Source organism: Pedobacter agri PB92 (assembly GCF_000258495.1).
GTDB lineage: Bacteria > Bacteroidota > Bacteroidia > Sphingobacteriales > Sphingobacteriaceae > Pedobacter > Pedobacter agri.
This window is the reverse complement of record NZ_AJLG01000012.1, coordinates 21,778-44,383: the sequence shown is the minus strand read 5'-3', so window position 1 is coordinate 44,383 and position 22,606 is coordinate 21,778. Positions and strand designations below refer to the sequence as shown.

20 protein-coding genes are annotated in these 22,606 nt (G+C 37.6%); 9 read left to right on the top strand and 11 right to left on the bottom strand.

Translation table 11 applies throughout. The annotated features are described in order from the left end of the window. The 4 genes from ON09_RS24715 to ON09_RS03315 all read left to right on the top strand — a co-directional run. Window positions 1-1,666: TonB family protein (locus tag ON09_RS24715; RefSeq protein ID WP_010599645.1), on the top strand; the 1,666-nt coding region annotated here is incomplete at its 5' end. A gap of 10 nt (window positions 1,667-1,676) precedes the next feature. After that, a complete protein-coding gene (locus ON09_RS03330) occupies window positions 1,677-2,336 on the top strand; it encodes a TonB-dependent receptor plug domain-containing protein (RefSeq protein ID WP_010599644.1) in 660 nt (219 codons plus the stop codon). 24 nt (window positions 2,337-2,360) lie between these two features. Continuing rightward, entirely contained in the window at window positions 2,361-3,077 is a 717-nt protein-coding gene (locus tag ON09_RS25845; RefSeq protein ID WP_010599643.1) for an energy transducer TonB, read from the top strand. Window positions 3,078-3,180: 103 nt separating this feature from the next. Further along, the gene (locus ON09_RS03315; protein ID WP_010599642.1) at window positions 3,181-3,612 is read left to right on the top strand and encodes an energy transducer TonB; all 432 of its coding nucleotides are present in this window, start codon (window positions 3,181-3,183) and stop codon (window positions 3,610-3,612) included. Between the two features lie 367 nt (window positions 3,613-3,979). Here ON09_RS03315 and ON09_RS03310 read toward each other — a convergent pair whose 3' ends face one another. The 8 genes from ON09_RS03310 to ON09_RS03275 all read right to left on the bottom strand — a co-directional run bounded on the left by ON09_RS03310 (window position 3,980) and on the right by ON09_RS03275 (window position 11,306). Then, window positions 3,980-4,750 carry a succinate dehydrogenase/fumarate reductase iron-sulfur subunit gene (locus tag ON09_RS03310; protein WP_029204080.1) on the bottom strand — a complete coding sequence of 257 codons (771 nt, stop codon included), beginning with the start codon at window positions 4,748-4,750 and terminating at the stop codon, window positions 3,980-3,982. Between the two features lie 65 nt (window positions 4,751-4,815). Continuing rightward, window positions 4,816-6,795, bottom strand: a complete 1,980-nt coding sequence (locus ON09_RS03305; RefSeq protein ID WP_010599640.1) for a fumarate reductase/succinate dehydrogenase flavoprotein subunit — start codon at window positions 6,793-6,795, stop codon at window positions 4,816-4,818. A 19-nt stretch (window positions 6,796-6,814) separates the two neighbouring features. Beyond that, on the bottom strand, window positions 6,815-7,495 hold the full coding sequence (locus ON09_RS03300) for a succinate dehydrogenase cytochrome b subunit (protein ID WP_010599639.1): 681 nt from the start codon (window positions 7,493-7,495) through the stop codon (window positions 6,815-6,817). 240 nt (window positions 7,496-7,735) lie between these two features. After that, a complete protein-coding gene (locus ON09_RS03295) occupies window positions 7,736-7,927 on the bottom strand; it encodes a cold-shock protein (RefSeq protein ID WP_010599638.1) in 192 nt (63 codons plus the stop codon). 112 nt (window positions 7,928-8,039) lie between these two features. Next, window positions 8,040-8,663, bottom strand: coding sequence for a tetratricopeptide repeat protein (locus ON09_RS03290; protein ID WP_010599637.1), 624 nt, complete (start codon window positions 8,661-8,663; stop codon window positions 8,040-8,042). A 183-nt stretch (window positions 8,664-8,846) separates the two neighbouring features. Next, complete coding sequence (locus ON09_RS03285; protein WP_202947110.1) at window positions 8,847-9,557, bottom strand: LytR/AlgR family response regulator transcription factor; 711 nt, start codon at window positions 9,555-9,557, stop codon at window positions 8,847-8,849. A 7-nt stretch (window positions 9,558-9,564) separates the two neighbouring features. Further along, a complete protein-coding gene (locus ON09_RS24030; RefSeq protein WP_010599635.1) occupies window positions 9,565-10,752 on the bottom strand; it encodes a sensor histidine kinase in 1,188 nt (395 codons plus the stop codon). 44 nt (window positions 10,753-10,796) lie between these two features. After that, window positions 10,797-11,306: a hypothetical protein gene (locus tag ON09_RS03275; RefSeq protein WP_010599634.1), complete on the bottom strand. Its 510-nt coding sequence runs from the start codon at window positions 11,304-11,306 to the stop codon at window positions 10,797-10,799. A 506-nt stretch (window positions 11,307-11,812) separates the two neighbouring features. Here ON09_RS03275 and ON09_RS03270 point away from each other — a divergent pair. Then, window positions 11,813-12,160 carry a four-helix bundle copper-binding protein gene (locus ON09_RS03270; protein ID WP_010599633.1) on the top strand — a complete coding sequence of 116 codons (348 nt, stop codon included), beginning with the start codon at window positions 11,813-11,815 and terminating at the stop codon, window positions 12,158-12,160. A gap of 56 nt (window positions 12,161-12,216) precedes the next feature. Here ON09_RS03270 and ON09_RS03265 read toward each other — a convergent pair whose 3' ends face one another. Then, complete coding sequence (locus ON09_RS03265) at window positions 12,217-13,770, bottom strand: trypsin-like peptidase domain-containing protein (RefSeq protein ID WP_010599632.1); 1,554 nt, start codon at window positions 13,768-13,770, stop codon at window positions 12,217-12,219. A 391-nt stretch (window positions 13,771-14,161) separates the two neighbouring features. On the opposite strand from ON09_RS03265, the gene dapF reads away from it, so the two are divergent. The 4 genes from dapF to ON09_RS03245 all read left to right on the top strand — a co-directional run bounded on the left by dapF (window position 14,162) and on the right by ON09_RS03245 (window position 21,201). After that, window positions 14,162-14,941: a diaminopimelate epimerase gene (gene dapF, locus ON09_RS03260; protein ID WP_010599631.1), complete on the top strand. Its 780-nt coding sequence runs from the start codon at window positions 14,162-14,164 to the stop codon at window positions 14,939-14,941. Window positions 14,942-15,390: 449 nt separating this feature from the next. Further along, complete coding sequence (locus ON09_RS03255) at window positions 15,391-16,560, top strand: efflux RND transporter periplasmic adaptor subunit (protein WP_029204078.1); 1,170 nt, start codon at window positions 15,391-15,393, stop codon at window positions 16,558-16,560. A 49-nt stretch (window positions 16,561-16,609) separates the two neighbouring features. After that, the gene (locus ON09_RS03250) at window positions 16,610-19,789 is read left to right on the top strand and encodes an efflux RND transporter permease subunit (protein WP_010599629.1); all 3,180 of its coding nucleotides are present in this window, start codon (window positions 16,610-16,612) and stop codon (window positions 19,787-19,789) included. Window positions 19,790-19,800: 11 nt separating this feature from the next. Then, a complete protein-coding gene (locus ON09_RS03245) occupies window positions 19,801-21,201 on the top strand; it encodes an efflux transporter outer membrane subunit (protein ID WP_010599628.1) in 1,401 nt (466 codons plus the stop codon). A 98-nt stretch (window positions 21,202-21,299) separates the two neighbouring features. Here the strand turns inward: ON09_RS03245 and nadD are convergent, their stop codons facing one another. Together nadD and gmk are read right to left on the bottom strand one after the other, a co-directional pair. Beyond that, a complete protein-coding gene (gene nadD / locus ON09_RS03240; RefSeq protein WP_029204076.1) occupies window positions 21,300-21,872 on the bottom strand; it encodes a nicotinate (nicotinamide) nucleotide adenylyltransferase in 573 nt (190 codons plus the stop codon). 128 nt (window positions 21,873-22,000) lie between these two features. Continuing rightward, window positions 22,001-22,570 (bottom strand): guanylate kinase, encoded by a 570-nt coding sequence (gmk, locus tag ON09_RS03235; RefSeq protein WP_010599626.1) that lies wholly within the window; start codon window positions 22,568-22,570, stop codon window positions 22,001-22,003. Window positions 22,571-22,606: the final 36 nt, after the last annotated feature.

The window sequence follows — 22,606 nt, the reverse complement described above, 5'->3', positions numbered from 1 at the left end:
CTTTGGCAGGTTAGTGTACAATTTATTGTCTGTTCAAAAATTAATTAAAAACGCCAGGGCAGGATCTGCATTTTCTTTTTTCAAAAACAAAGTTGTCGACCATGATTTGCCATTAATTGGAGTGATAGATGTGCATGAGGAAGCACATATTAAACAATGGCACAGTGCTGATATCTTATTTTTTGAGATTTTAGGCATTTTCACCTGGCTAAATCCTGCCATATATTTCTATAAAAAATCAATTAAAAATATTCACGAATTTTTAGCAGATGAGCATGCAGCCCGGTTTCAGGGCGATAAAGCAGAGTATGCGATGCTCATTTTAAGTCAGTCATTTGGTATCTCACCAAATCGGTTAACCAATGGATTTTTCGATAAATCATTAATAAAAAAACGGATTTATATGCTGCAGAAAGAAAGATCGAAAAAGATTGCAATCATGAAATACGGCATCTTTATTCCACTATTTGCACTGCTAATCATTTTTTCATCTGCAACAGTTCGAAAAAACGAAAAATTGATTTCGATATCGGAACAAATACCCTTAGAAAAACCTATTGATGCTGTTCAGGAGATGGTTACTCAAAAAGATAGTTTGGCTGATCAGCAACTATCAAAAACTGAAATCGCTACAGCAACGGAGAAATCTGATCCAAATTGGGATAATTTTTATCGTTTCATGGGCAGATCAATAAAATATCCTGCAGAAGCCGTTAAAAACAGTTTGCAAGGAAATGCTCAGGTAAAGTTCACCCTCCAAAACAATAAGGTAATTAACGTAAGCACTGTATCGGGTTTAGGCGACGGCTGCGATGAAGAGGTAATGAGAGTGTTGTTGTCTTATAAAGGCTTTAAAGATTTACCAAATGGAAAGTACTCACTTAACGTTAACTTTAAGTTATCAGGCCATGAAACGAGCTCACCAAAAGCTAAAATCGCAACATTGCCAAACCATCAAAAACTTGCAGACATTACAATTATCGCATTCCGTGCATCGGCAAACCAGGAAGATAATAAAAATGAAAAGGTTTACGACTTCGTTTCAATAGAAAAACAACCAGAATTTCCGGGAGGTATTACCAAGTTTTATGAGTATTTAGGAAGAAGCATTAAATACCCTAAAGCGGCATTAGATAATAATGTACAGGGAAAAGTATTTCTATCATTTGTTGTTGAAAAAGATGGCTCATTAAGTGATATACAAATTACACGAGGTTTGGGAAGTGGCACAGATGAGGAAGCAATAAGGGTAATTAGCGGTTCACCACGATGGAATCCTGGTCTTGCGGAAGGCAAAGCAGTGAGGGTAAAATACAACATCAATGTTAATTTCGCATTAAATAACGATACACATAAGGACCTGAAAACGGATAAAACAAAAGTTACCTATAAGGAAATTCCAGGTCTGGTATTTAGAGGAGCTAAATTTGATGGCTTAGTTATCTTAAATGGTAAAGATGCAGGCATGGGCTTTGATTTTACTAAAATTAACAATCAAGATATAGAATCCGTTTCCGTTTTAAAGGATGTAGCGGCAACAAGCCTATATGGAGATAAAGGAAAAAAGGGAGTAATGATTATTAGCACTAAAAATAATCTATTCAGAAAAGCTGAAGATACCGGGCTTAAACTAGATAAAAGTTCACCGATTACTGGCATTAGATAAATATTTGATTATGAAAAGCATAATGATTTTAATAACTGTTTTGGGTTGTGCCTTAAGTAGCTTTGCCCAAAAGACTGATAGTACAAAAACCCCGAGAATAACGCTACGCGATTCTCCATCAATCGTTACAGAACCGCTTATTGTAATTGATGGAAACAAGCAATATTTTAGAGGAACTTCAGCTATGAATGGTATTGATCCTAACAATATAGAATCGATTAATGTATTGAAAGATGCCTCTAGCATCCCAAAATACGGAACAGATGGTTTGGCAGGCGTGATTGAAATTAAAACCAAAAATGGTTTAAAAGGGATTTATAATAAACCTATAGATTCAGGCAGTTTAAATTTAACCGGAAAAGTAACAAGTCTGATTATCCGCCCGTCCTTATCAAAAGGCAATGTAAGGGATTTACAGAGAAAGCCGTCTGATCCTAAGGTTGTTTTCAGGAACTTACTGCAAAAAGACATTGATCCAAATGCTAAGCCTATGTATATTATTGATGGAAAAGAAGTAGATAACATTGAAAGTATAGACCAAAATTCTATCGAATCGATTAGTGTACTTAAAGATGCAGCTGGAAAATCGCTTTATGGAGATAAAGCAGAAAACGGAGTCGTGATTATTACGACGAAAGCCCCTAAAAAAGAATTTCAAAAGAAAAACTAAATAACAATTTATTAACATTTAACTATGAGAAAGCTAATGATTTTAGCCCTAACGGGCATCGCCATGTTTACCAGTTCGGTAAAAGCACAAAAAATTTACGACTTTGTATCTGTTGACAAACAACCAGAATATCCAGGCGGGATTAGAAAATTTTATGATTACCTGGGAAAGGAAATTAAATACCCTGAAGTTGCCAAAAAGAATAAAACACAAGGGAAAGTATTTCTAAGCTTTACCGTAGAAAAAACCGGCAAGCTCGAAGACGTAGTGATTACAAAAGGTTTAACTAAGGAAACAGATGCAGAAGCTGTACGGGTAATTAAAAATTCCCCGAAATGGAATCCAGGTTTAATTGATGGCAAACCAGTAAGAGTAAAATACAACTTAAACGTTAACTTCAATTTGTCTTCAGGAACAGAGAAAAAGGCTGCTGTAAAAGGTGGCATAAAACCGGAGTTTCCTGGTGGTACAAATAAGCTTTATAGCTATTTAGCCCGAAATATTAAATACCCTGAACAAGCTAAAAAGAATAACACACAAGGCAAAGTAATGCTTGCTTTTAATGTAGAAAAAGATGGTGCTTTAACAGATGTTCAAGTGATTAACAGTTTATCAAAAGAAACAGATGCAGAAGCGGTTCGTGTGATGAAATCGGCTCCAAGATGGAATCCGGCAATTGATCAGAATGGCCATCCCGTTAAGGTAAAATACCAAATGGCAGTGAACTTTACCATGAGCTAGTTAGTCATTCGTTCTCAAATCTTTTTAAAATCGCAATATCTTTAACTTAATGTTAGGATTTGCGATTTTTCTATTTTTGTGAATAGAAGAGATATATTTGCGAATGATAAAAATCTCAATTACGCTCATTGTATCTATTGCGTGTATCACTTCTGCCTTTGCGCAAGATGAGGTAAAAAAGCAAAAAAGTTCATTTCATATTGATTCTTTAGCTAAAGAGAAATTTGATTTCTTCTCAATTGAGAAGCAGCCTGAATACCCAGGTGGTTTAAAAAATTTCTATCAGTATCTTGGAAACAGTATACGCTACCCTAAGCAAGCCTACAAAGATAAGGTTGGCGGGCAAGTAGTTTTATCATTTGTGGTAGAAAAAGATGGCAGTTTAACAAATGCTAAAGTTGTAAGGGGCGTAAGGGATGATATAGATACCGAGGCCATAAGAGTTATCATGCAATCGCCTAAATGGAATCCTGGAATCCAAAATGGAAAACCAGTTAGAGTGAAATACAACATCAATGTTAATTTTGCACCATAACTAAAATGCCGCGTTTACAAAATTAACCTAAACCACAAAACCCCAGCTAAAATTAGCCGGGGTTTTATGTTTTCTCTCCTGTCTCGGAAGACTAAATTTATAAAATTTTTAAAGTATATACAAATATTACAGAATAAAATTTCTATTTACGAAACTTTTTAATATGCTAACATAGAAAAATAACAAATTCCGCAAACTTTTATTTTGCAAAATAGTGTTAATAATGATTTCAAAAAGATGGAAAAGTGTTTCAAATGTTTTCACCTTTGGTCATATCAACCAGTTATCTGAAAATATGCTTCAACAAAAAAGCCCCCACAACGTGGAGGCTCAAGATTCCAATAAATTGGAATGCACAGTATATTTTTTAAACTGTTTCTTCTGAAATGAATTTTGCAGAAGCGAAGTCGCGGTTCATTCGGGCGATGTTTTCTAATGAGATGCCTTTAGGACATTCAGCTTCACAAGCGCCAGTATTGGTACAGTTACCAAAGCCTTCTGCATCCATTTGCGCTACCATGCTTTGCACACGACGATAACGCTCTGGCTGACCTTGTGGCAATAATGCCAATTGTGAGATCTTAGCAGATACGAAAAGCATAGCTGAAGCATTTTTACAAGTAGCTACACAAGCACCGCAACCAATACACGCAGCAGCTTCGAACGCCGCATCTGCCTGCATTTTAGGAATTGGTAAATTGTTTGCATCTTGTGCATTACCCGTATTTACAGAGATAAATCCGCCAGCGGCTATAACCCTGTCAAATGCAGAACGATCTACAGTTAAATCTTTCACTACCGGAAAAGCTGCTGCTCTCCAAGGCTCAACAACAATAGTATCTCCATCGTTGAATGAACGCATGTGCAATTGGCAAGTAGTCACCAAGTCTTTCGGACCATGTGGACGACCATTGATAAACATTGAACACATACCGCAAATCCCTTCGCGGCAATCGTGATCAAATACAACTGGTTCTTCACCTTTATTGATCAGCTCTTCGTTTAACACATCGAACATCTCCAAGAAAGACATATCTGGCGAAATGCCAGCTAATTTATAGTCAACCAAAGCACCTTTGGTATTGTTATTTTTTTGACGCCAAACTTTTAGCGTTAAGTTCATATTTCCTGTACTCATGATATTGAGATTTAGGCGGGGAGCATAGGGCATAGGGCTGAAAGCTCCATGCACAGTGCCCTCTGCTATTTATAACTTCTTTGTGCTACTTTAATATTTTCAAACTTCAATTCTTCTTTATGAAGCTCGAAGTTTACACCTTCTTTAAATTCCCATGCGGCAACGTAAGCATAGTTTTCATCATCACGCAATGCTTCACCTTCTTCAGTTTGATATTCTTCACGGAAGTGACCACCACAGCTTTCGTTACGGTTTAAGGCATCAATACACATTAATTCGCCTAACTCAATGAAATCTGCAACACGACCAGCTTTTTCCAATTCAGGATTAAGTTCACCAACTGCACCAGGAACACGAACATTGCTCCAGAATTCAGCACGTAAGGCTCTGATTTCTTCGATAGCTTCGTTTAATCCTTTTTCGTTACGAGCCATTCCACATTTCTCCCACATAATGTGGCCTAAACGCTTATGGAAATGATCAACGGATTTTGTTCCTTTGATGTTAATCAGTTTATTTAAAATACCTACAGCTCTTTCTTCAGCTTCTGCAAATGCAGGATGATCAGTTGGAATTGCTTTTACCGAAATTTCTTTTGATAAATAAGCACCAATCGTATAAGGAAGTACGAAATAACCGTCGGCTAAACCTTGCATTAACGCAGATGCACCTAAGCGGTTTGCACCGTGATCAGAAAAGTTTGCCTCTCCTGTACAGTATAAACCAGGAACTGAAGTCATTAAGTTATAATCAACCCATAATCCACCCATGGTGTAGTGAACTGCAGGATAAATACGCATTGGCGTTTCGTAAGGATTCTCACCCGTAATTTGCGCATACATATCGAACAGGTTACCATATTTCGCTTTAATTACTTCGGTACCTAAACGCATGCAAGTTTCTTTATCTGGATTATGAATACCAGATTTTGAAGCTTCAATTCTTCCGTAACGCTCAGTATTTGCTTTGAAATCTAAATAAACAGCAAGCTTTGAAGCACCCACGCCATAACCGGCATCACAACGTTCTTTAGCCGCACGAGATGCCACATCACGAGGAACCAGGTTACCAAAAGCAGGGTAACGACGCTCTAAATAATAATCTCTTTCCTCTTCAGGAATTTCTGAAGCTTTACGGTTATCATCTTTCTTTTTCGGAACCCAGATACGTCCATCGTTACGCAACGATTCAGACATTAAAGTTAACTTAGATTGATGATCGCCAGAAACCGGGATACAGGTTGGGTGGATTTGCGTGTAGCAAGGATTAGCAAAATATGCACCTTGTTTGTGCGCTTTCCAGGCTGCTGTAACATTACTTCCCATGGCGTTGGTAGAAAGATAGAATACGTTTCCATAGCCACCTGTACCCAACACAACTGCATGACCGAAGTGACGCTCTATTTCTCCTGTAATTAAGTTACGGGCAATAATACCACGTGCTTTGCCATCAATTTTTACAACCTCAAGCATTTCATGACGTGTATACATTTCTACTTTACCCATACCAATCTGGCGTTCTAAAGCAGAATATGCACCCAATAATAATTGCTGACCAGTTTGACCCGCAGCATAAAAAGTACGTTGAACTTGTGTACCACCGAACGAGCGGTTATCTAACAAGCCACCATATTCGCGAGCTAAAGGCACACCTTGAGCCACACATTGATCTATAATGTTAGCACTTACTTCGGCCAAACGATGCACATTAGCTTCGCGGGCACGGTAATCACCACCTTTTATCGTATCGTAAAACAAACGGTAAGTACTATCACCATCGTTTTGATAGTTTTTTGCTGCATTGATCCCCCCTTGAGCTGCAATAGAGTGCGCTCTGCGTGGAGAATCCTGAAAACAAAAACATTTAACTTTATAACCCATTTCGGCCAAAGTTGCAGCTGCCGAAGCACCTGCCAAACCAGAACCTACAATAATTACTTCAATAGTTCTTTTGTTCGATGGGTTAACCAAAGGCACAGAAGACTTGTATTTAGTCCATTTGCTTGTTAATTCGCCCTCTGGAATATTTGAATTAATATCTGACATATCTCTTTTGTGCTAAAAATTATTGAATAATACCGAAATAGATTGCAATCGGCATTGCTGCGAATACTATCGAAATAATGATCGAATACCAAACGCCAGTATTTTTGATGATTCCATTGTATTTTGAATGGTTCCAACCCATGGTTTGGAATGCCGAAGCGAAACCATGTAACAAGTGATAACATAGTGAGAACATTGCCAATACGTAAACTCCAACCCTTACCGGATCCTGAAATTTAACTTTCATCACTTGAAATAAATCTTCATGACCATTTGCATCAACAGTTGGAATACCTGTAAAGCGAGATACCACCCAGAAATCTTTCAAGTGAACAACCAGGAAAATAAGGAGCAAAGTACCTAATAAGCCCATTGAACGGCTATACCATTTACTATTAGCTGAGCCATTATAAACAGCATATTTTTCAGGTCTCGCTTTTTGATTTTGTAAAGTTAACCTCAAGGCTTGAAAAATGTGCGTTAACAAACCCAACATTAATACTACCTCACCTGCTCTGATAATCCAGTTGGTAGCCATAAAATGAGCACCAATGTTAAAAGTTAATCCCTGATCATCTAAAAAGATCAAGGCATTTATACCAGCGTGTACAATTAAAAAGAGTATCAGGAATATTCCTGTAACACCCATAATGAATTTCTTTCCTATTGATGAAGAAAGAGCATTTCCGAAACCACTCATTTGATTAGGATTTATATCTAAATTTCTTGCAAAAGTATCTAATTATGAGTTTAATTTATAAACGATTATGACAAAACATCGATAAAACATTTATTTAGAAACATTCTAAAGCGGTTTCGTAATTCTGTGGGCTTGGTTTATAGTTATCTTTCAACTTTGTAGCAACAGCCAAAACTTTAGGACATAAAAAAAGTCCCAACTTGCGTTGGGACTTTTTACGATTTATGTGTTCGAGTTTTCTTAAGCTACTTTTACATTTACCGCGTTTAGGCCTTTTCTACCTTCTTCTACATCGTAGTTTACGGTATCATTCTCGCGAATGTTGTCGATTAAGCCTGAAGCATGAACAAAAATTTCGGCATCGCCATTAGATGGAGTGATGAATCCGAAACCTTTAGTTTCATTAAAAAATTTTACTGTTCCTTGTTGCATTATATTGTATTTTAATTTGAACCAAAGGTATGGTTAAATACCTATAGATCAATTTTTTATTTTTAATTATTTAAATTAATTCTAAATATATTGACTGATTGGACATTAAGCCCTATTTCAATGCCTTATTAAATCCATCATTGCTTGAGAAATCGCCAGGTTTAACGAGTAAAGCACGCTCAAAACTAGCTTTGGCTTCTGCTTTTCTTCCTAAAAGAAGCAACGACCAGGCCAACATATGGTTTCCATCATAATCAAACGGGTAAGCTTTAACAACTTTTGCAAAGTATTTTGCCGATGTTGCATATTGTTTCTTATTGTACATCATTACCCCCAACCAATAATTTGCCTGCTTATTTTGTGGATCAATTTTTAGAATGGCTTTATATTGATCGATTACTTTATCCCAACTACCTAAAAAAGATAGTGGTTTAACGAGCCCAAATTTAGCTTCAATTGAATTTGAACGGAGATTTACTGCCCTAATATAATAGCTTTGAGAAGCATGATAGTTTTTAGCCAAATAATACAGCCAACCTATCCGAAGATTAGTTTCATAATTTCCTTGTTCATAAAATGGAATAATATGGTTGATTGCTTTGTTGTAATTCTTTTTACTTTCCTCGTAATAGCTATCTTGAAATGCCTTTTGTAAAGCTAAAGTACTTTGCGCACTAAGTTGAAAAACAGATAAGCTTAAAATTGCAAATACGGTAAGCGGTTTTAAAAATTTCATATCGGACAATCGTAAACTGAATATTGTAAATAGCTAAATCTAAATACATTATCAAATAATATTCAAATGTATCACTCCGAATGTATAGTAGGATGTGTTTTAACAAAAAATAACAAACAGCTTTTGGCTGAGGATAAAATGCTTAGATAGAATTTACAGGCAACAGAAAGGTAGCCATAGGTACTAACCAACGTTTCCTTTTTGTTGATTGATAAAACTGCTATATGCATCTCCGATAGGTAATTCTGCATTGTTTAAATTCACCTTTCTGTTATGGATGGATTTGATTTTGCCCAAAGCCACAATGAAGCTGCGGTGGATTCTGGCAAACTGCGTTTCAGGTAGCTTTTCCAAAACTTTTTTCATGGTCATTAAAGTCAAAATAGGCTTCTCACTCCCCGCAAGATAGATTTTCAAATAATCGCCCATGCTTTCTATATAAGCAATGTCTCTCAACAGAATCTTAATCATTTTGTATTCAGCATACACATAAATACTTTCATCGTTAATGGCTTCCTGTGTAGCGTTTTTATATTTGTGAAAATCTATAGCTCGTTCTACCGCTGCCGCAAAACGGCTATAATCAATTGGTTTCAAAAGATAGTCGATAGCTTGCAATTCATAACTTTCGAAAGCATAATTGCGGTACGCGGTTGTAAAAATAACCATAGGCCGTGTCACTAAACTTCGCACCAATTCTACTCCGGTAATATCTGGCATATTAACATCTACAAACAATAAATCAACTGAATTTTGTTTTAAATATTCTACGCCGGAGAGTGCATCTTCGAAAACCTGAACCAATTCCAACCCGGGAAACCTGGCAACATAAGTTTGAATTAACTGAAGCGCAAGTGGCTCATCATCAATAGCAACACATCTTAAAATCATCATTCTGGAATTAGCAATCTAATGAAAGCCTTACAGAAAAAAGCTCATTATTCTGGTTAATATTTAGTTCAAACTTATTTGGATATAAGTGTTTTAATCTCCGTTGTGTATTATCTATTCCCACTCCTGCACGCTCCAACTTCGTGGTATTGGGATAAATTTTATTCTCGCATAAGAAATGAACGCTGTCTTCCTCGATAATCAAGCTGATATTAATGACCGTTTTTTCCTTTTTAGTTACGCCGTATTTAAATGCATTTTCAATAAAAGTCATCAAAATAATAGGTCCGATTTTCTTCTGTCCCGGTTGGCCGGTAACCTTAAAATTGATTTCAGCATCAGCGCCAAGCCTCAACCGCTGCAATTCAATATAATCGCGTATACAGTTAATCTCATCTTTTAACAGCACAAAATCCTGTACAGCATCATCAGTTACATACCTCATAATGTTCGAAAGTCTCATTATACTTTCTGAAGTATGCTCACTGTTCATCATTGATAACATATAAATATTATTCAACGTATTGAACAAAAAGTGAGGATTAATTTGCGCTTTAAGGAAAGATAATTCTGCCATTGCTTTTTCAGCTTCAGCCTTCACCACTTTCGATTCTGCATTTTGCCAACGCTGAACCGTACTGGTGGCAATGCTTAAACCCATGATCATGAAAAAAATAAATAAACTAATCACATCAATCCTTATCGGTCTGCGGAAATCAAAAAAAGGATCCATCCTTCCGAAACCGGGTTCCTCCATGCGTAAATGTTCATTAGGTAATGGGCCAAATGGCATCTCAGCATGGGGCCTCCTACTGGTATCCCTGCCAAACTGTAGCGCCTGATTGAGTCCTCTAGGTGGCGCATCTGATGGTCGGGGCATAATACCCATCACATTTTTGTTATGCCCTAATAACTTATCGTAAGGCCTGGCATAATAAACAAATGCAAATAATAGCAAAACCACACCGCTGTATCCCAGATATCGCTTCTTAAACATTAACCAGGGCACCATCACCCATGCGTTTAAGTAAAACATGAGTATGTAGGTAAGGCAAAACAACCAATAATATGGTGAAGCCAATAACAGCAAACTACTTTGCCCAGATTGCTCATTATTCATGAACACTAAAGGAAAAGTTAAAAACAAAAGCCAGCCTGCTACGTGAATGATAAAAGTTGGCGTTTTAAAGTGTTGCATGCTACAAATTAATAATATTTTTAGGCTATTTGGCTACGATACTTTTAACTATACAGCAATTGCCTTTTTTGCTGATCATTGATAATCAAATCATCTGTGATTTTAAGCATAAAAGTTTCGTTAAATTGCCCTTTAATATCATAGCTCAAAATCAACAAATCATTCACCATTTCGTGTAAAACTAATTTCGGGCTTGAATAGGTAAGCGTAACTACATGGGCCGCTTTGTTTAGCAAATCAGATTGATAAATATTCAGTTCAGCCCAATCAAACAATATGGCTTTCCCGGCCATATCATTTAACACAGGCATCTTATTATCTAAGGCCTGTATCGTATCCATCACCGCATAATAAACTTGTTGATGCAGATGAACTGCTTTATTATTTGCCTGGCACATTTCCGAGAAGGTATGCAAACTTTGCCCAGGGTTATATGGTTTCGATTTTTTTTGAAATTCTTTGTAAGTATCGTGAAAAATTCTGCGTTCAAAATCTGTTTTGCACATGAAATTGAAATACTGCTTAGCACTAAGGTTGATGTAAGCTAAAGCCATAAAATTCGGTTTTAATTGCTGGTTCAAATATGAAATAATAAAATATGTCAATCGACAAAGTATCGGTAAACGCTGATTATCAATCGGCAAATGCGAAACTAGACGGAGATCATGAATTTAAAATGAACACGTCTTGTTAAACAAAACGAGTGAAATAGCGAATTCGCTTCATTAGCGAAAAATAAAAATGATTTGAAAAGCAATTTTCGGTCATTAAAGTCCTGCCAACCGTTCTATTTGGAAAAATTTAGGATGCATGCTGATATTAGTTTCGAGAACTCAGATACCTGCAGGAAACTTAAAGCTAACAAGAAAATCTTCGTAATGTCATTTGCACAAGGTCATCTAAATAGCTTACCTAATTCCTCTCATGATCGTTTTCAAGAGTGCTGCAATTTTTATGTATTAGCGAAACTTAAATTATTTATCACAAGTTATCAAAACACTTTATATCCTCACTGGTTAAATCAGTAACAAAGCAATATATATCATTAAAAATGAGCAATATGGAAACAAGAAACAACCATGCCTTAATTCAGGCACTATTAGACTGCGCTATGGCTTGTGAGCATTGCGGGTCATCGAGTTTAAAAGAAGAAACGGATATTAACATGATGATTGAATGCATCAAGTTAAATAGAGATTGTGCTGATATCTGCACCCAGGCTGCCAGGTTGCTACAACGTGATTCGGTTATTGGACGCCAGTATTTATTGTTGTGTGAAGAAATTTGCCGCCTTTGTGCAGAAGAATGCGGAAATCACGATCATGAACATTGCAGACAGTGTGCAGTGGCCTGTGAAGAATGTGCTGATGCATGCCACGCCAATCACGAACCTATTGCGCAAGATTAATTGCAAAAAAAATGTCCCGACTTTCATCGGGACATTTTTTGTAAATCTAAATGCTACTACTGAGCTGGGAAGCTAAAGTTGTAAGTCCCTTGCTCGCTTACACCAGAAATACTGATCATATTATTTCTTCCCTGAGGCAAGGCTTTCTGTACATCGGCTACTGAATTTACCGGCTGACCATTCACTTTAGTAATGATTAAACCTTTCTCTACACCTATATTATCAAAAGCTTTTCCGGTAACTACTGAAGTAACCACAACACCACCATTAATTCCGAACTTGGTTTTTTGTGCCTGAGTCGCCGGTGCAAATGTTGCGCCTAATTTAGAAACTTCAACGCTTTTTGCAGCGGTATTGTTTGCGGTTAAGCCTACACTTGATTCGCCTTTTAAGGTTACCGTAATATCTTTTAGTGAACCATCTCTTAATACGCTTAACTTCACTTTATCACCCGGATTTAAACGGCCAATTCTTTCCTGCAAATCAGGCGAATCATTAATTACTGTGCCATCAACTTTCTTAATGATATCACCTTTTTTAATTCCTGCAGCAGCACCACCGCCACCAGCAACAACATCACTTACATATAAACCACTTACTTCAGAAGTAGTAATTCCTTCTGGTTTCTCATCTCCACTTAACGGATAAAAGTTAACGCCAATATAACCGCGTTTAACCGATCCATATTTCATAAAATCATCTACAATTTTACGGGCTAGGTTTACTGGAATAGCAAAACCATAACCTTGGTTGTAGCCACTTTGTGAAGCGATTGCAGAATTTATACCCACTAACTCGCCATTCGCATTAACTAAAGCACCACCACTGTTACCAGGGTTAATGGCTGCATCTGTTTGAATAAATGATTCGATACTGGTATTAGCAGGAGCCTGTGGTCTTTTACCAGTACGTTGATATTCGCGATATTCTTCTTCAGTGATTTCATTGCCTTGCTGCTCACGACCAATAATACCAATGCTTCTGTTTTTTGCACTCACAATACCAGCAGTAACGGTAGTTTGTAAATCGAGCGGGAAACCCACTGCCAATACCCATTCCCCTACCTGAACATTGTCAGAATTACCCATTTTCACTACAGGTAATCCTGTCGCATTAACTTTAATTAAGGCCAAATCAGTATTTGGGTCACGTCCGATTACTGTAGCTTCAACTTTACGTCTGTCAGTTAAAACCACTTCTACTTTTGATGCATTTTCTACAACGTGATTATTGGTTACGATATAGCCATCCTGACTGATGATTACGCCTGAACCAGATGCTGCCCTTGGTTGGCGCTGCATTTGGCGGCCTCCTCCACCGAAGAAATCATCGAACATATCAAATGGCGAAGAACTTCTGCTGCCACCACCGCTTTTCGCTTCATAAGTTGTTTTAATATGGACAACTCCAGGAGCAACTGCAGCTGCAGCTTGTGTAAAATCAGCGGTACCAGCCGAAGAAACTTTTAGAGGATTGTTGGCAAAGTATAGGTTCTGTTTTTCAGAAATTGTACTTCCAGTTTGGTTACGCTCAAATAGTTTGTAACCTCCAATTGCTGCTGCCCCACCTATAAAAGCAGCTAACACGGTAATTCCTAATATTTTTTTCATGTGTTTGTATATTGTTTTTTAATGGTCATGAACTATGATAAGCCTTATTGCTAGCGATTTGTTTGCTTATGATAATTCATTATTTTCAAATTTGCGAGAGCATTTATTCACTTTGTTTAAGCAGAATGCTCCAGCAGTTTTTATCTGCTCAAATTTTCTTTCGTAAGATTATTCAAATTTAATACCATATAAACGATATTTGTATTGCTAAAGCACTTAATGTCGTGTTAAAAAATGTTAAATCAATTAACGGCTGCATTTAAGTAACTTTTGCAACTCAAATATTGCATTTAAAAATGAAGGTTTCATGAAATCCGGCAAATGCTTTATTAAGTTTACTGACAAATTTACATCATGTATTAATCCCTTAGGCTCTTTTCAATAATATCCAATGAAAATTAACTTCTTTAAATATCAAGGCGCAGGTAACGATTTTATTTTGATAGATCATACGCTAAGTCCGTTAAAAGACATTGACAATAATTGGATAGCGCAGCTTTGTGATAGAAGATTTGGTATTGGTGCAGATGGCCTTATGTTCTTAACAAAACATCCTGATTTCGACTTCGAGATGCATTATTTCAATGCCGATGGTAAATTAGGAAGTATGTGTGGCAATGGTGGAAGATGTATTGTTGCTTTCGCCAAAAACCTTGGCATTATTGATAAGGAAACAAACTTTTTGGCAGTAGATGGTCCGCATTATGCCAGAATTTCAGCATCTGGTGATTGGGTAGAACTACAAATGATTGATGTGGATAGCATCACAAATGATATTGATGCCTTTGTTTTAAATACAGGATCTCCTCACTATGTTGCCTTCCAGAAAGATTTGAAGAATTTTGACGTTTTTACCGAAGGCAAGAAAATCCGCTATAACGAGATTTACAGCGCCAAAGGCATTAACGTAAATTTTGTGGAAGATATGGGCGACCACTTGTTCGTAAGAACTTATGAACGCGGTGTTGAAGATGAGACTTACGCTTGTGGTACAGGGGTAACTGCAGTTGCAATGGCGATGGCGAAACACAAATCGCAAACGGGCCACATTAAAACAGACATTAAAGTTTTGGGTGGCGATATTAAAATCGAATTTGATTACGATGGAGCTAACTTTACAAATGTATTTTTATGCGGACCAGCTAAATTGGTTTTCGAAGGGCAATTGTAAATGGCCGAACTATCTATTCACTTTTAACAAAATTGTATTTTTTGCAAGTTGATTTAAACTTGTCTGATTTCTAAATAAGATCTTAAAATCCATAAAGTGTATAATCTACACTAACAGTATCCCAAAAACTGGCTATTTTAAGCGTCAGCTAAACAATATTTTATTCTGATTTAAACCAATTTAACAGGCTTTAACAATGTGTCGCAAGATATTTACACACAACATAAAGTTGTAAAATATCAATCAAATTACTCTATAACAATAGTTTAACCCAATCTAATGGCATTTTAATTTAAAAAATAAATCAATCGATTGATTAAATGACAGAATTTGGACAGACATATTTTTTTTTAGGCTTTATTTTTGGGCAGAAATCGGCAGGTTAAAAACCAAATTTTAACAACGTTTTCAAACTCCGGAAATTAAATTTAAACACACAGAAACAGTCCATGAGAAAAGTAACAACTCTCTTTTTTAGCATGAGCCTCGCTATGCTTTTAGCATCATGCGGAAATAATGATGAACAAAAGAAGGCAGCGGCCGCCGCGGCAGCTGGCCCGCAAGCCTACCCTGTTTTTACGGTTAATGCACAAACAACAGAATTAAATTCAGATTACCCTGCTACCATTGAAGGAATTCAAAATATTGATATCCGCCCAAAAATTGATGGTTTTATTCAGAAAATATTGGTAGATGAAGGTCAGGTTGTTAAAAAAGGACAATTATTGTTTACCATCATGGCGCCACAATATGAACAAGAAGTGAGAACAGCCAGAGCAGCCATTAGCAGCGCCGAAGCTGATGTAAATGCCGCACAATTGCAGGTAAACAAAACCAAGCCGTTGGTTGAAAAAGATATTATTAGCAAGTATGATTTAGATGCAGCTCAATTAACCTTACAAAGCAGAAAAGCTGCCTTGGCTCAAGCTCGTGCAACTTTAGTTAATGCAGAGGTTAATTTAGGCTATACCTCCATCACAAGTCCGGTTGATGGCGTTGTGGGCAGTATCCCATTCAGAAATGGTAGTTTGGTAAGCAGTTCAAGCACTGAACCCTTAACTACAGTCTCCAATACCTCAAAGGTTTATGCTTACTTTTCATTGAATGAGAAACAACTTTTAGACTTTTCGAAAACCTATAAAGGAAATACTTTGGCTCAGCAAATGAAGAATATTCCAGCGGTAAGCCTGGTGCTGGCTGATGGAAATGTATATGCTCAAAATGGTAAAATCGAATCTATTAACGGTCAAATTAACACCGCAACTGGTTCAGCAAGTTTGAGAGCTACTTTTCCAAATCCAATTTCTCTTTTAAAATCTGGCGCAAGTGCTTCGGTTAGAATACCACAAAAAGTTGAAAACGCGATTCTTGTACCGCAGAAATCAACTATCGATTTACAAGGAAAGAAATTTGTTTATGTTTTGGGCGATTCGTCTAAAATCATTAGCACTGAAATTCAGATTATGGATTTGGCCAAGGATAAGTTTTATGTGGTAACAAAGGGTTTAAAAGCCGGCGATAAAATTGTGCTGGAGGGTTTCCAATCTTTAAAAGATGGTGCAAAAATCAAACCCGAAGAACAAAGTGCCGATTCAGTTTATGCTGATATTAAAAAATAGTTTTATTGCTAATTGAGCCAAAGGCATCCCTTTGAGATAATTTAATATTATGTTTAAGAAATTTATAGAAAGACCGGTTCTATCAACTGTTATATCCATCATCATCGTTATTCTCGGTGTTTTAGGTTTAGCTACGTTGCCGGTTTCACAATATCCGGAAATTGCGCCTCCAACGGTGCAGGTTTCTACTTCATACCAGGGTGCGAACGCTGATGTGGTAATGAATAGCGTAGTTGTTCCGCTAGAAGAACAAATTAATGGTGTAGAAGACATGACTTATATGACTTCTACCGCAAGTAACGATGGTACTGCAACCATAACCATCAACTTTAAATTAGGCACCAATCCCGATTTAGCTGCCGTAAACGTTCAAAACAGGGTAGCAAGGGCAACAAGTTTACTACCTGCAGAGGTAACAAGATCGGGTGTAATCACCGCTAAAAGACAGGCCAGTAACGTTTTAATCTTCGGTTTATACAGTGATGATCCATCTTATGATCAAAAGTTTTTACAGAACTATGCCAACATCAATATCATTCCGCAAATTAAGCGTATTAATGGTGTAGGAGATGCGAGTGCATTCGGTACACTTGACTATACCATGCGTATTTGGTTAAAACCAGATGTTATGGCAACTTATGGTTTGGTACCCAGCGATGTAAATACTGCCCTGGCCGATCAAAACGTTGAGGCTGCGCCGGGCCAGTTCGGTGAACAGGGAGATCAGGCTTTCCAGTATACTTTGAAATATACAGGCCGGTTAAAAGATGAAGCTCAGTTTAGCAATATCATCATTAAAACCGATGCCAATGGGCAGATTCTGCGCCTGAAAGATATTGCCAGAATCGAACTTGGTGCACAGAGTTATGCCAGTTCAGTGAGATTCAATGGAAAACCTGCTTTAGGTATCGCCATCAACCAAACGGCTGGATCTAATGCGAAAGAGGTAATAGAAAACTCCATTACTACCCTTGATGAAGCGCAAAAATCGTTTCCAAAAGGAGTACACTACGCTACTTTGGTTAACGTAAACGACTTCCTTGATGCATCGATTGAGAAAGTAATCCACACCTTAATCGAAGCTTTTATTTTAGTGTTCCTGGTGGTTTTCATTTTCTTGCAAGATTTCCGCTCTACTTTAATTCCGGCGATTAGTGTTCCGGTAGCAATTGTGGGTACGTTTTTCTTCCTGAGTTTATTTGGTTTCACCATAAACCTATTAACTTTATTTGCCTTGGTGCTTGCCATCGGTATCGTAGTGGATGACGCGATTGTGGTAGTAGAAGCGGTTCACGCCAAACTCGATGAAGGTTACACGGATGCTAAAAAAGCAACTGTTGATGCCATGGACGATATCAGTGGAGCAATCATCTCGATTACCCTCGTAATGGCAGCGGTATTTATTCCAGTGAGTTTTATTCAAGGTTCATCTGGGGTGTTCTATAAACAATTCGGTTTAACGTTAGCCATCTCGATCATTTTATCTGCGATTAATGCCCTAACGTTGAGTCCGGCTTTGTGTGCCTTATTTTTAAAACCTCATCAAGATGATCACGGCAAGAAGAAAAATTTCCTTGAGCGCTTTTATGGCGCCTTCAATACTTCATTTGATGCGGTAACAGGTAAATACAAAAAGTCAATCGGCTTTTTAGCTAAAAAGAAATGGATTGTTGGTTTAGGAATTGCCTTGTTTACTGTTGTTTTAGTTTGGACAATGAATACGACTCCAAAAGGTTTCGTACCGAATGAAGATTTAGGAACCATTATGTCTGACATTTCATTACCAGCAGGAACATCGCAGGAAGAAACCAGTATTGTAATTGCCAAAATTGATAGTATTGCACATAAAATCCCTGAAATTAAAAACTCACTACGTGTAGTAGGCCGTAGTATGATTTCGGGTTCGGGTAGTTCTTACGGAATGGTAATTGCCCGTTTATCTCCATGGGATGAGCGTAAACGTGATGTGAAAGCTATTATTGGTGAATTGTTCGCCAAAACAGCAACTATTAAGGGTGCAAAAATCATTTTCTTTGCTCCACCAACCATCCAGGGTTTTGGTACGAGCGGTGGTTTTGAATTTCAGTTACAGGACAAAACCGGAGGCGATATCAAGAAATTTAATGAGGTAGGTAACACATTTTTAGCCGCATTGAGTCAGCGTCCGGAAATCCAATATGCCTCTACCTCTTTTAATCCTAACTTTCCACAATATCAAATTGATGTAAATGTTGCTAAAGTGAAACAGGCAGGTTTAACAGTTGCCGATGTTTTAGGAGTAATGCAAGGTTATTACGGTGGTGTTTATGCCTCAAACTTTAACAAGTTTGGTAAACAGTTTAGGGTAATGTATCAGGCAGATGCCCAATATCGTGCGAATGAGCAAACGCTAACCCGTATTTTTGTGCGAAACAAAGATGGACAAATGGCGCCGGTTTCAGAGTTTATCACGTTATCGAAAGTTTACGGTCCGCAAGCAATTTCCCGTTTCAACCTATTTACATCTATTGCTGTTACGGGTAACCCTAATGCTGGCTTCAGTTCGGGTGATGCATTGGCAGCAGTTCAGGAAGAAGCGGCAAAGCATTTACCTGCAGGTTATGGTTATGAATTCTCCGGTTTATCCCGTGAGGAGATGAGCAGTGGCAGTCAAACTATTTTTATCTTTTTATTGTGCGTGATCTTCGTTTACTTTTTGCTGGCTGCTCAATATGAAAGTTATATCTTACCTCTGGCTGTTTTAATATCTCTTCCTGTTGGTTTAGCCGGAACGTTTATTTTTGATAAGATTTTCGGTATCGATAACAACATCTACACGCAGATTACACTGATTATGCTTGTAGGTTTATTAGCCAAAAATGCCATTCTGATTGTAGAATATGCCGTAGATAGACGCCGCAAAGGAATGAGTATTGTTAATGCCGCAATTGATGGTGCAACCGCCCGTTTGCGTCCAATCTTAATGACTTCGTTCGCCTTTATTTTAGGTTTATTGCCTTTAATGCTTTCCTCTGGTGTAGGTGCATCAGGAAATAAATCAATTGGTACAGGTGCGGTTGGCGGGATGTTAATTGGTACCATCTTCGGAGTTTTCGTTATTCCTGCCTTATTTATTGTGTTCCAATCTTTACAGGAAAGAATAAGTAACAAGTCGCCTTTCGATGAAGGAATTGAGAAAGAGCAAACGCCAGAAGAATACGAATTAGCAACGGCTAACAGTAAACATTAATTAAATCGAACATGAAATTCACATATAAGCATTCCATTTTTATCGGTTTTACCATCCTTAGCTTAAGCGCTTGTGTAACTCAAAAATACACTCGCCCACAGGTTAAGAATGAGGGTTTATACCGAGATATTAATACCACCGATACAACAACCATAGCAGATTTGCCATGGAAAAGCCTGTTCTCTGATACGACATTACAATCTTTAATTCAACAGGGGATAAATGAAAATCTTGATCTGAAACAAGCTATTGAGCGCATCAGGATTTCGGAAGCTACCTTGCGTCAAAGTCGTGCAGCATTGTTACCAAGTTTGCAGGCTGATGTATCGGTTACTGACGCAAAGCAATCACAAGCGGCATTAAATTTTCCTGCCGGGATTAACATTAACCTGGAAACGCAAACCTACCGAGCCGCTTTAAGTACAGCATGGGAAGCCGATATCTGGGGGAAACTGAGCAGCGCTAAACGTGGTGCTTTCGCAACTTTGCTCCAGAGTGATGCAACAAAACGAGCCGTTCAAACACAGTTGATTGCCACTATTGCCAATAGCTACTATACTTTGCTTGCTTTAGATAAACAACTGGCGATTACAGAACAAACGATTAAAATCAGAACAGAGGATGTTGAAACCATGAAAGCACTGAAAGAGGGTGCGGTTGTAAATGGAGCTGCAGTTGTTCAGAGTGAAGCAAATTTATACGCTGCTCAGGTAACAATCCCTGATTTAAAAAGAAGTATTAAAGAAGCGGAAAATGCTTTAAATGTGGTGTTGGCTAAAGCACCAGGAACAATCAACAGAACTACGCTGGATCAACAGTTGCCGTATACAAATTTACAAACTGGTGTGTCGGCACAGCTTTTACAAAACCGTCCGGATGTAATCGCCGCTGAATTTGGTTTCAGAGCTGCTTTTGAAAATACAAACGTAGCAAAAACTTATTTCTACCCTGCTTTAACTTTAACCGCTACCGGTGGATTAACCAGTTTACAATTGGGTAATTTCTTCGACAATTCTATCTTTTACAACCTGGTAGGCGGATTAACGCAGCCTATTTTTGCTAAAGGGGCAAATAAAGCTCGTTTAACTACAGCGCAGGCCAATCAACAAATTGCTTTTTATACTTTTCAACAAGCGCTTTTAACTGGCGGACAAGAAGTGTCAAATGCTTTGTATGCCTATCAAACTGCTGCTGAAAAAGAAGAAACCAGAGCCAAGCAAATTGCTTCGTTAACTAAAGCAGTTGATTTTACTAAAGAGTTATTGCGTTACAGTTCGGCAACAAATTATACTGACGTTTTAACTTCAGAGCAAAGTTTATTAACTGCTCAGTTGAGTGGGATAAACGACAGATTACAAAAACTACAGTCGGTGGTTAATTTATACCGTGCCCTTGGTGGTGGTTGGAAATAACCAATTAAGTTTAGATTTTATGATTTACGATTTTAGATTTAAAAGAATTTAGAGATGGAGTATAATTGATTCCCTAATCTTAATGCTAAAATCGTAAATCATTTATACATACCCTTACTGTCGATAAAATCAATTACCTTATCCGGCAAAAAGAATTGTACATTTTTTCCGTCTTTAACTGCTTTTCTAATAAACGTTGAAGAAATCTCCATCAAAGGCGTATCTGTAAAAGTTATCGCCGGATGGTTTTGCCATTCGCTCACATCTGCTCCAGGGCGTGGATAAACATAAATTTGATAATTCTTCAGAAGTACTTCATAGTTTTTCCATTTTTTAAACGATACCAGATTATCTGCTCCCATAATCAAAACAAACTCTTTGGTAGGGTAACGTTCGTGAAGGTGTGTTAATGTATCAATAGTGTAGGATGGTTGAGGCAACGAAAATTCAATGTCGCTCACTTTTATGTTCTCCGTTTTTTCGGTAGCAAGGGTTGCCATTTCCAGGCGGTCGTACATGTTTGATAAACCACCTTTATCTTTTAAAGGATTATGAGGCGAAACCACTAACCAAACTTCATCAAGGCCAGTATGATTTGCCATATAGTTGGCTATAATCAAATGCCCGGTATGAATGGGGTTATAGGAGCCGAAGAATAGACCAGTTTTCAATTTACAGTTTTCAGTTTAAACCAAATTCGTCATTGCGAGGCACGAAGCAATCTTATTGAAATTTCAAATGTAGATCGTCAAAATGAGATTGCTTCGTGCCTCGCTATGACGACCTAGAAGTGGACTTGTTAACGCTGCAAAAAGCTTCTCACCAACTCTTCTGCTTCAGCACAAGCCGTAGCCAAATCATAGTTTTTAAGAACTACATCGAATTTATCAGCGTAGGTTAATTCCTTTTCTGCCTTAACAAAACGTTCCTGCAGTTTTTCAGGGCTATCAGTTCCCCTGCCGCTTAAACGTTCTTTTAAAACCGCTAACGATGGTGGCTGAACAAAAATAGCCAGCGCATCTTCTTCGTATTTTCTTTTTAAACGAAGGCCACCTTCTACGTCAATATCGAAAATTACATGTTTATCATCGTTCCAGATGCGCTCAATTTCAGAACGTAGGGTGCCGTAAAAAGTTCCATTATAAACTTCCTCAAACTCTACAAATTCCTGGCGGGCAACTTTATGAAGAAATTCTTCCTTACTGATAAAATAATAATCGTTTTCGTGAGTTTCTGCGCCCCTTGATTCGCGTGTAGTTGCTGAAATCGAAAAGCTTAGTTCAGGAAACTTAGCTAATAAGTGGTGTACAATAGTTGTTTTACCTGCTCCTGATGGCGCTGAAAATATGATTAATTTACCTTGTTTCATTCTGTTTAGCATAAAGAGAAAAGCAGAAAGCCCAAA